This window comes from Undibacterium sp. Ji83W (assembly GCF_049340385.1).
Taxonomy (GTDB): Bacteria; Pseudomonadota; Gammaproteobacteria; order Burkholderiales; family Burkholderiaceae_D; genus Undibacterium.
In genome coordinates this window covers 189,283-200,014 of record NZ_JBMPOZ010000011.1, presented here as the reverse complement: position 1 = coordinate 200,014, position 10,732 = coordinate 189,283, and the positions used below count along the sequence as shown (strand labels likewise).

Annotated in this window: 6 protein-coding genes; all 6 read right to left on the bottom strand. The window is 55.4% G+C overall.

The window, feature by feature from the left end; genetic code table 11:
- Positions 1-62: 62 nt before the first annotated feature.
- Positions 63-272: a hypothetical protein gene (locus ACO0LD_RS19005; RefSeq protein ID WP_423009647.1), complete on the bottom strand. Its 210-nt coding sequence runs from the start codon at positions 270-272 to the stop codon at positions 63-65.
- A 179-nt stretch (positions 273-451) separates the two neighbouring features.
- Entirely contained in the window at positions 452-706 is a 255-nt protein-coding gene (locus tag ACO0LD_RS19000; protein WP_423009645.1) for a hypothetical protein, read from the bottom strand.
- 168 nt (positions 707-874) lie between these two features.
- Complete coding sequence (locus ACO0LD_RS18995) at positions 875-2,215, bottom strand: c-type cytochrome (protein ID WP_423009643.1); 1,341 nt, start codon at positions 2,213-2,215, stop codon at positions 875-877.
- Complete coding sequence (locus tag ACO0LD_RS18990; RefSeq protein ID WP_423009641.1) at positions 2,212-3,270, bottom strand: SCO family protein; 1,059 nt, start codon at positions 3,268-3,270, stop codon at positions 2,212-2,214. The genes ACO0LD_RS18995 and ACO0LD_RS18990 overlap by 4 nt, the downstream gene beginning before the upstream one ends.
- A gap of 35 nt (positions 3,271-3,305) precedes the next feature.
- Positions 3,306-5,243, bottom strand: coding sequence for a YncE family protein (locus ACO0LD_RS18985; protein WP_423009639.1), 1,938 nt, complete (start codon positions 5,241-5,243; stop codon positions 3,306-3,308).
- Positions 5,243-10,603, bottom strand: a complete 5,361-nt coding sequence (locus tag ACO0LD_RS18980) for a hypothetical protein (RefSeq protein WP_423009637.1) — start codon at positions 10,601-10,603, stop codon at positions 5,243-5,245. The genes ACO0LD_RS18985 and ACO0LD_RS18980 overlap by 1 nt, the downstream gene beginning before the upstream one ends.
- Between the last annotated feature and the right edge of the window lie 129 nt (positions 10,604-10,732).

Below are 10,732 nucleotides of genomic sequence, written 5' to 3'. Positions count from 1 at the left end.
AAATAAACGGTGTACAGCCCATAGTCTAACCAAGTTTGTACATCAGGACAGGAAATACCGTACTACTTGCACTGCCCCGTCACGGCATTATAGGCTAGTGCTGCAGCGGCAAAATAACCTTTAAAAGTGGTTTGCCCTATGGTGATGCCCTCAGGATTGGGTTTGATGCAATCTTCTATCTTGGCCTGGCTGACTGCGTGGCCGAATTTTTTGTTCTTGCTGGCCTCTACCGTTTCCAGCATCTTACCAGCCTGACCAGCCATTTTCTGCATATCACTCTGGCTGTCTGCATAAGCTTTTGCAATGGCATCCCTGCCTATATTCAGCGGAGCTGGTGCGTCGGATTTCTGCCCAGCCGGGAAGTCTGTAGTGGCATCCTGCTGCTCTGCTTGCGGCGTTGGCTGCGCAACTGTTTGTTGAGGATGATGCGGCGTGGCGCTTGCTGGCTTATTTATTTGCCGTTCAATTTTTTGGGGATGACAGTGCTGCTGGTGGAGGGCTTATCTTTTTTGACCGGCGATTTGGGCATGTTCACGGCCAGGGATGACAAGTCCAGGCCTATATAGGCGGTGGCAGGCGCAGGCTTTATATGCCATGGCCTGACGAGCTGGAATAAAAACAAGGCAGTGATCAGTGTGGCGATGATGAAGGAAACGAAAGATTGCAAACTGCGTTCATTCATCAACATGCGCTGGCGTTCTTGCATCAAAGGCGTCTTAAGTGTGGAAACAGCCTGTTTGACCTTACCCTTTAAAAAACAGTTCCGCTCAAGGTTTTCTTCGTGCTACTCACACAATGAACGGGCATCAATGATTATTTGCTGGCATTATTTGCTGGCTTTTTTTGCGCCGCAAATTCGGCGACGCAAATGCAGCTACCAGGTACGCAAAACCGTGAATATGCCATGTTCGGCATCTACGGCGAGTAATTGCCCGCCATGGCTGCCATGGTGTTGGCCGGGGTGAAAGCCTATCTTGCCAAATCCCGCAACAGTAAAATCCCTGAGCTGGTCCAGTTGTTGCAGCAACTCGGCACGGCCAAGCTGGCGGCCACTGCGCTTGAGTGCTTCTATGAGTACCATGCCTGCCGCGTAGGCGGCGTCACTGTAGGCGGTGGGCAGGTCAAACACCGGGCTGCTGGTGTGCCATGGTAAAAGCAGGCGCAGACGGGCTGCTTGTGCGGGTGGCAGTTGCAGGCTGGCGTGGCCTATGTGGATGGCGCTGGCATATACCAGACCGTCGCCTATGCTTGCCAGTACTTCACGCAAATTGGCGGCGCTGCCAAGATAAATCACCGCTTCGCCTGGCTTGCGGACTTTGGCTGACCATATTTGCTCGCGCAGGGACTGGTGATTTACCCGTGCTTGCTCGCGCAACTCTTTGAGCAATGCATGCAAGGCGGGATCATTGCCCAGGTCATAGATCAAGGTCAGTTGTTGTGACGCTTTATTGCCAGGAACATTGTCGGGAGCAGAACCGGAAATATCGCTGCGAGCATCTAGTGCAGCCTGGGTCAGTAAAGCGCTGGCTTGCTCGCGTATGGAGGGCAAGAGGTAGAAATTGTTTGATGCAGGCATGTCGGAAAAATTCGCGACACCTGGCAAGGGTAAGGAGCCGATGACTGCCAGTTTGTTAGCATCAGTTGCAGAATAGGAGATGGCCTGTAAGCCAGCTTGCAAGCTGGCGACTTCGACAAACACCTGATCTGATGCAGGATTGACCAGCAGTTCCAGCTTGCGTCCATATACGCCATTGGCGACCTGATCAAAAGCCCTGTTCAAGCCTGCCTGTATGGCGGCACCGTAAACGTTGGCCGGTAAAGAAACGCCGACACGCAGCCTTGTGTCAGTGAGGCCGGGCGTATCTGTGCCGATGACGTTCAGGTAAGCGAGCAAATCATTCAGGCTCGCCGCATCGATGTGGTAACGGGGCATGAGGGGATGCAGGGTCTGGCCATTGCTGCCCACGCCTTCAAGCAGGGCGCGTTGCAGGTGCTGCTGATCTGGTTTGCCTGCCAGAGGCGGGGCACGCAAGCCGCCTTCTTCGCGCCCTTGGCCTTGATTGCCATGGCAACGCACGCAGGCAGCCTGGCCGTTCCAGCCTTTGTGGTACATGGCCTGGCCGCGTTGCCAGGCTTGCTCATCTGCGGCGGTGGCAATGCCAGCACTGAACAGCCAGAGCAAAACGGGAAGTACAGTCCAAAACCTTGCCATCATCTTGCTGGCAACAGCTTTCCTACGGCAAGGGCAATATCTTCTGGCTTTGCTGTCGCATAGATTTTTTTCCAGTCGCCGGTCTGTACATTGCCTGCCAATAAAATGCCGCTGTGGGCATCTTTGTCTTCGCCACTGCCACCCAGTTTTTTTGCAACAGTGCTGATGTTTTCTGAACTGCCAGTCAAAAATAACCAGCCTGGGCGCACCTTGAACTTGCTGGCAAAGTCTTTCAAGACCTTGGGGGTATCGGTGTCGGGGTCTACCGTGATGCTGACCATTTGCACGCGCGGGTCAAGCAGGGGTTGTACCTTGGCGAGGTTGGCCGTCATGGGTGAACAGATGCCGGGGCAGGTGGTGAAGATGAAATTGATGAGTACGACTTTGTCTTTCATGACGTCATCAAAAAAATGCACGGTTTTACCGTCTTGCGTTTGCAAAGGTAGATTGGGGAAGTAGCGGCCATTGGCGGCCTGCATGGCGGGGTCAGGCCCGGCCACTTGTTCGACAGTGCTCTGGATAAGCTTGGCCTCAGGCATGCTGGCCAGTTGTTGCCAGGCCTGTTTTTTTTCATTGATGACCAGCACAAGGCCGCTGTGATTGCTGATGTCGCCAACACCGGCATTGAGGGATCGCAATAACTTGTCGACGACAGATTTATTACCCGTCAAAAACTGCCAGCCTGGGCCTGCCTCAAACTGCTGGGCAAAGGCTTTGAGACGTGCGGGCTGGTCGGTATTGGGGTCTATGCTGATGGATATGAAAACCACGTCGCGCCCTACCCGCGTGCCAAGCTCACGCTGTACCTGGCGCAAGGTGGCTGTTTGGGTGGGGCAAATCATGGTGCAGGACGTGAAGATGAAATTGACGACCGCTGTCTTGCCTTGCACCAGGTCACGGTAGAAGGCGACGTTTTTGCCATCCTGATTTACCAGTTGGGCTTCTGGTATAGCGCGCATGGCGGCTTGCGCAGATGGCATTGCCACCAACAAGACGCTGCACACCATGATTCGCATGAGCAGCAACGCCTTGTTCATCCTGCCTGATACGTCTTTCATCACTTGCTTCATATTGGTTCCGATTCAGTAAATCTCTATTTCACCGTCAATACCAGTCGTGCCGATTGGTTCCAGCTCATGCCCAGCGATGCTGCCTGGAAGTAGACATAGTAATGCCCGCTGACGGAAGGCGCAAAGCTGATGCCATAGTCACCATTTTTTTGTTCATGCGCATCCAGCTGCAGTTGTTGATTGCCTGTTGTATTAAACAGCAAGACCTGCAAATCAGGGATGCCGGTCTTGGGCTGGCCACTGACTGCATCGCGGATGACGAATTGCAGGTTCTGGCTCTCACCTTTAGTCAAGGCAGGTGCAGCTCCCGCCAGTGTCACTGCATAAGGTGTTGCAGGTGGCTTGCTGGGATCAGCCTGCACCGTGATTGGAAAACAATGCAGCATCTTGGGTGAATCGAGATAAAACACCACCTGGTAATTACCCGCCTTGGGCAAGCGCGCGCTGGCCTGGTACAGGCCGGGCTGGCGTTCTTGCAGGCTGTGGTCCAGCACCAGCACGGCGCGCGGTTCATGGCCGTAATTGCGGAAGCTGCCTGCGGGTGCGCTCATGCCTTCCTGATAGTAATAGATGGTACGGTCAGCCGGGTTGGCCAGCAGAGCGGCTGCGCCATTGGGCACCATCACCGTGGTGTCTGCCAGGCTGCCCGCGCTGCGTCCCTGGTCCAAGGCTTTTTGGCCATTGCTGACGGATGCCAGCGCCAGTGCTTGCCCGGCTTGTATGTTGTGTGCTATTGCATCAAGCGGCACCAGTTGCATGATCTCACTATGGCGACGGCGTATATAAGCCATGCGATCAGAAAACGTGACCTGGTCTGGCCCATGCGTGATGTCTGCGCCTTGCACGATCTGGTTAGTCGCAGCATCGAGCAAATCAAGTTTGTTTTTTTGCGGGTTCAGGATAAAGCCATAGCGGCCATCCGGTGCAAAGCGGATGGTGGAGATACCTGGCAGCGCCTTGATACTGGCCACCTGTTTGCCTGCTACATCAAAGGCAATAATCTGGCCGTCACCTTCATGCGCGACATACAGCAGTTGCGCCCTGGATGACCATGCCATGGCGACAGGCTTGCTGCCACCGGCAAGCTCAGCAGTTTTCTTGAGGCTGCCTGCGTCGATGAGGCTGATGCTATTGTCTGCGGCATTGCTGACAAATGCGCTCTTGCCGTCATCACTGAAGGCGATGCTGTGGCTACCCTGCCCTGTCTTGATGTTTGCCAGCACCTGGCCATTGATTGCGGACAGTACTGTCACGCCATCGTCAGTCAATACCCATAATTGCTGTGCACCGGGGCGCAAGGCCATCTGGCCCGGATGACCAGGCACGGGTACATGGGTTTTGACTTGCCAGTTGCGGGTATCTACCAGCGCCACCTCATGCACTTGCGGCTGGCTGACCCACAGGTTTTGCTCAGGCGTCAGCAACCAGTCTTGCCCTGGCCCATGCAGTATCACCATGGTCAACAGTTTGGAGCCACCAAAGCCGGTTTGTGGATTGATGACGGAGATGGAGTTATCTTCGTTCAGGGCCAGCACATAATAGGCATTCAGACTCAGCGCGGGTGCATGCAGCAAATCGCCACCGATGAAGGTAGCGACCTTGCGGCGGCAAGCCTGCTCGCTGCTTTCTCCTGCCTGGGTTTGTCCACCTTGCCCATCGACCCAGGCGATAGGTCGTGCATTGCGGATGGGCTTGGCACTTGCGGCATCGCGCAGGCTCAGGGTGAAGCGGGCTTCTGCCCCTTCTTGCATGGACTGTGACATGTCCAGTTGCAAGGAGACGCCATCCTTGATTACCTGATTTGCTGTGGTGCTACCTTCTGGTACCGATGCTGCAATGGCACTGCCTGCAAAAATAGCTGCCTGCGCACTCGCCAGAGTAGTCGCCAACATCAGCCCAGCCAGGGCTTGATGCCAGCGATTGCGTGCATAGGCAAGTTTGCTAAGTATGGCGTACCCCATCAACGCTTCCGTCGTTCAATTTTTTGCAGTGGCAGCACGGGTGGTTCGGCCTGTTTGTCTATCGCCTCGATCGCATTGGTGGCGGTCAAGATAGTCGCTGCCGCTCTGTGCTGCGCCAGGCCACCAAAAGAAGAGCGCGCTTCCAGCATGCCGGGCGTTGCTACGTTGGCCTTGAATTGCCAGCGGCCTGACTGGTCAACTGCGACCTTGCCCAGTTCTTTGCCGTCTGCCACGATGGTGACAGAGTCGGCCTGCTCCCATTGCACACCACCAGGGCGCACCGTAACACTGCCTGTCACTTCCAGAATACCCTCAAGGGACACGACCTTGTCAATCACGACGACATCAGCAAACACTTCCTGCACTGTTGCTGTTGCCGTTGTTGCCGCTGCAACTGCTCCGGCAGCACGAGTGTGAGCAGGGCTGACGCGGAACACGCCCCAGCCACCAGTACTATATTGACCATTGGGCCAGCTACGGTACAGGTAATCGCCTGGTACCGAGAATGCACCACCAGCCTTATCGACGACAACATCAAAATGCGATGTCGTGCCATAGCCGGACTGCGTGCCCGTCGATAGTGATGCCGGGTTACTGCCTATCCTCGTAGAATTATCAGCATAAGGTTCAAACTGCCATTGGTGACCAGTCAGCTCAAACACATTCAGGCTATCTGCCAGCCCAAGCGGGCCAAACAGGCGGAAGCGTACTGGCGTGCCTGCATTGGCGCGGAAGACAGGTGTCTGTGGATCACCATTCACCAGAGTATTTGATACCTCAGCAGTGGTGTCGATAGCAGCCAGTTTCAAATTGGTCTTGGTACCATAACGATAAAAGAAAGGCTCGGTACGGTAGTTGACTGCCATCAAAGGCAAGCCCGCGCTGTACAGTGATTGCCCCTGATATTGCATGGCGATATCCGTTTGCATGAAGACCGCAAAATCACGGAAAAGCTTGCCCACCGCAGGCGACACCGTGCTGGAAATATGCGTGCCTGGATCGTCTTGCCATTTCGCGCCGATTGGCTCAATGATCATGCCGCCAAAAAGGCCATGGTAAGCCTGCATCAACGGGTCGGCAGGTGCCAGGTTGAGGGCACCAAATTCTACCGGCGTGGCGCGGGTGATGCCGTTCTCGTTTTGCAGGGTGCCAGCATACCAGGTATAGATGATGGATGGCGGCGTGCCGGTGCAAGGTGCAGGGTTGCAGGCGGCCACGGTTTGTACTGGATTGTTGCCGACGTTCATGCCATCTGCATTACTGACATCCATCGCCAGCAATTGCGGATGCAAGCCTGCCTGGGTAGAAGGCAGCAGATTGATGTTGGCATAGGCAGCGGTAAAGCTCGTTGGTATTTGGCGTGCTGCCGACTCAGCCGTGGTAAATACAGCAGCCCTGGCATTGACACGGTTGGTCAGTTGCAGCCGGATGACATCGCCAGCAGCGGCGCGCAAGGCCAGTGGTTCGATATTGAGCCCGGCTTTCAGGGTGCCGTTAGGGTTCAGGTCCTGGTCTTGCACATAGACGATGGCATTGGGGTCACTCAGGGCCAACTGGTCATTCGGGTCATTCGGATTCTTGACGCGCCGGTTGTTATACAGCAGTTGCTGATTTGGGCCCAGCAGTTGCTGTATGGTCGTGGCCGATACCTTGAACTGGCGCACGCATGGCCCACGCGCAGTGCAATCAGTGGGCAGGTTGGGCATGGTAGTGGCAACCGGCCTGATGCTGGAATTGCCAGGCAAAGGTGAGAGCCACGACACCTGGTTGTTATAACTGCGCATCAGGCTCCAGGCACCACTGACATTGCCGTCATAGGCATTGCTGGTGTTGACCAGATAATCCAGCGACTGCGCCTTGCCGGTTTGCGGGATGGTGAACAGGGTTTCAAAATGCTCGGACAGGCTCATGGTCTGGCTGTTGCGATAACCAGAGTTACTGTCAAAGGGTTCAAATAACCACTTGTTGCCATTCACGGTAACAGTATGGTTGCCCACCAGTGCACCATCGATGACACGCAATTGCACGGGGTCATTTTCATAGACATGCAAGATAGGCGTAAAAGGATCGGTGCCGCCCATCTGCGCACTGACTGGCTGTCTTGGGAAAGTAAAGCAATTATTCGTGGCAGTTTTTACGCAACGTGGATTGATGTTGGCACCGCCTACAGGCTGCACGTTCAGTTGTACATCATTACGTAAAATGGAACTGTAAGACCGCGCCAGGTCAGTACCTGAATTGACTGTGCCACTATTTGCAGCCACCCGCAAAGCCAGGGATTCATTACGGTAGTTGAGTACCGATACACCGACACCAAAACCACCAATGATACTGGGCTTGGTGGTAGGCGCAATAGGTGGAATCGGTGGATTGACCGGATTGCTGATTGCCACTGGCAAGCAGTCAACGCAGTTGATGCCATTAAGCGGATCAGCCCAGCCGGTGTAAGTGCCATTCACACTGCGCTTGCAACCGCTATATATCGGGTCTTGGCCGGGATAGCAATCAAAGCTGCTACGGCTGGCTGGCAGATAGGCAAATTGTGAGTCTGCCACTGCAAGCGCAAATTCACGGTATGCCTTGCCCTGGCGCGGCACGATGTTGGCGGCATAACTGGTAGGGCCGCCATCATTGCGGTTGCCAAACAAGATACGGCCATCAGTTGAAGTCCAGCGTGAGTCCGTGGGTTCTACCACCAGCCCGGCATACAGGCCCACCATCTGGTGGGTAGAGGGGCCGAAATGGTCATGCGTGAAAACGGTCAGCAGGGTGCGGTCAGCTTTTTGCTTATCCATCACGGGGTCAACCCACCAGCGCTGCACCGTGGCCTGTGCGCCCACCCATTGCATGCTGCCCGGTGTAGGGCCATTGCCAAAGGTGGCGATGGCTTTGGGTGTCAGCCTGACTTGCTTTCCATTAACCGCAATACCGCCAGCCTGGTTGATGCCATCGATGCGGGCGCGCACTTCGTCCGGGCTGAAGGTGCCGTCTTCATAATTGAAGCCATTTGCCGCGCCATCAGAGGCAAGCACATCAAACTTCACGAGGTGGATATGCTGGCCGATGATGTCGGTCGGAGTGCGCACCTGGAAATCATCCAGCTCATAATAACTGGGCACGAGATTGGTGTGCCAGTATTCAACCACGTCATTGCTGTTGGCGCGGAAGAACAGGGGTTCTGGCGGTTTGTCACCATTCAATATCGGTTTCACATCCTGCCACAAAGCCAGTATGCGTTGCTGCGGGAAGTGCCAGCCTTTTTTATTGAGCACAACGTCAGTCTGCATGGCAGCACCCTTGTAGATGCGCACTGGCGGCGTGACGGTAGCACCTCTGGCAGGGTTGGCAAACGGTGCGCCGGGCGCACGCTGCAAACCATTCATGGCAAACTGCGCAGGGCTGCCGTCGGGCAACCTGGTGGCGACTGATTTCTGCTCATGCATGCTCATGGCCGCCTGTTCTGTGGCGGTGCCCTGCTCTGGTAATTCTATGGCATTGATGCGGCCCATTTCCTTGGTAAAGTCAGTCTGCGTGTATTTATCGATGGTAATCGTGCCGCCGGTAATCAGATGGCGTGGCAAGCCGCCATTCAGGGCCACACCATTTTCCACCGCAAAATCATTTGGTGGATGCGGCGCACGGTGCCCGGCGACACCCGGTACAAAGAAGGGATAGCCAGGGTTGCCCGCGCCAGTCACTTTGACCTGGCCTTTATCGATATGCACTGGCGCTGGCAATGGTGCCATGGCGCGGGTTGGCAAGGGCACTAAACCAGGAATGGGCGTACCGGCCAAAATCTCGGCATCAGGCAGCGCCCTTGAACCGGCCCTGGGCTTGCCATCTGCGTCAAGAGGCGTACCCAGCTCCAGCACATCATGCACGCGGAACAAGGCCCACATGCCGCTGGCAAAATGGGGATAGAAATGGCAATGGAAGATAGAGTCGCCCGGCGTCAGGTTGCGGTTACCGCTGCCCTCGTAGACCAGGTCCATGGTATAGGATGAACCTGGGCCTATGGTCTGGCTGTCGAGATAGCTGCTGGTATCACTGTCTGGCGAATACAGCCACTGATGTGCATGGTGATGATGGACGTGGAAGATACCCTGGCCCGCATGCAAGACGCGGAAACGGGCGCGGTCACCCTGGTAAGTGTGATACACATTCGATGGGTCATCCGGGTAGAACGCCACGGTCGCTTTGGGTGTGTTGCAAGGCTGGGGCGAGCACGTCAGATTGGCTGGGTTATCGACCACCATGGCAGGGTCACCACCCGCCCAGGAGCTCAGGAAAAATTCTTCAAATTTGCATTCGGGGCAATCAGCAGTCGGCCCGACCTTGAGCCGGTTGGCGAGAATTTCGGCAGAAATGCCTGCTGAACCATAATTGATGGAAAACGCATCATTGGCACCGCTGAGCACATTATTTGAGTCCGCCACTTGAGAAAATGCCTGCACCAGCGCGAACGACTCATGGTACATCACCGTCACTTCACGGTAGGGTGATTCTGGATTGGGATAAGACGGATTGCGTGTGCCGCTAACGGTGAAGGGGCCATGGTTAGGCCCGGTGATGATGGCCGTCAGATCGCTATGGACAATGTTATTTCTTGCATCCAGCATTTTCAATACCGGCTTGCTGCTGCCGGGTATGAGCGCATCATAATTGATCACCGGGTAACCGGTAGGCCCAGTGCCCGATGCCTGCTGCATCTCAGCTTGCGTGACCTGGCTGCGATACCATTCCGACCCACGTGGCTGCACATTGACGGAACCAAACAGGCCATATGTCAATTGCTCTTGCCCGGCCAGGCTGTACAGCAGAAAACTGCCCTCTTCTGCCGCGAACAGGTGATAGGTGATGGCTTTGCCAGTTTGGATAATGCCACTCGCATAGTTTGTTGCAGACACCGGATTATTACCTACAAAGCCGCCGTCATCGCTGATGGTCCGCACCAGCTCCATACCGGCCACATGCACCGATGCATTGCGCGTCGCAGGTGGGTTGGAATTGGAATAAGGCCGATTGAGCCAGTTCTGGAAATGGACCACCAGGCAGTCACCCACATTCGCCCGCAAGACCATGGGCCGCGGGCGCTTGCCTGGCCGCAATTGCGCATTGCCCGGCCCCGGCGTGCTACCGTGGGCAGCAACCACGTCACCCCGCAACGCATACACCATGCCGCCCGGTTGTGAGGTGCCCAGGCGGTTAATCATCATGGCCTGCTCTATCGCCACCACGTCCGCAGTAATGGTGCGTTCACAACGCGCAACTGCCGCATTATCCGGGGCTGCATGGGCCTGGGCAGCGAGCAAAAGTAGCATGGGGGCGAGGCTACCGCCTATCATAGAAAGGATTTTCATCTCTGTTCCATTTCAAGAAAGTGGGGGTGTGATCAAGCTGGGCGCAGCCATGCAGGGTTGCTGGCTGTTTATATTTTTGAATGCATTTTTTATAATACCAAGTTCACTATACTCCTGATTCTTGAGTTT

Excerpts from the sequence above, each read along its gene's own strand:
- ACO0LD_RS19005 (WP_423009647.1), bottom strand. The coding sequence starts at position 272 with ATGCAGAAAATGGCTGGTCAGGCTGGTAAGATGCTGGAAACGGTAGAG.
- ACO0LD_RS19000 (WP_423009645.1), bottom strand. The coding sequence starts at position 706 with ATGCAAGAACGCCAGCGCATGTTGATGAATGAACGCAGTTTGCAATCT.
- ACO0LD_RS18995 (WP_423009643.1), bottom strand. The coding sequence starts at position 2,215 with ATGATGGCAAGGTTTTGGACTGTACTTCCCGTTTTGCTCTGGCTGTTC.
- ACO0LD_RS18990 (WP_423009641.1), bottom strand. The coding sequence starts at position 3,270 with ATGAAAGACGTATCAGGCAGGATGAACAAGGCGTTGCTGCTCATGCGA.
- ACO0LD_RS18985 (WP_423009639.1), bottom strand. The coding sequence starts at position 5,243 with ATGGGGTACGCCATACTTAGCAAACTTGCCTATGCACGCAATCGCTGG.
- ACO0LD_RS18980 (WP_423009637.1), bottom strand. The coding sequence starts at position 10,603 with ATGAAAATCCTTTCTATGATAGGCGGTAGCCTCGCCCCCATGCTACTT.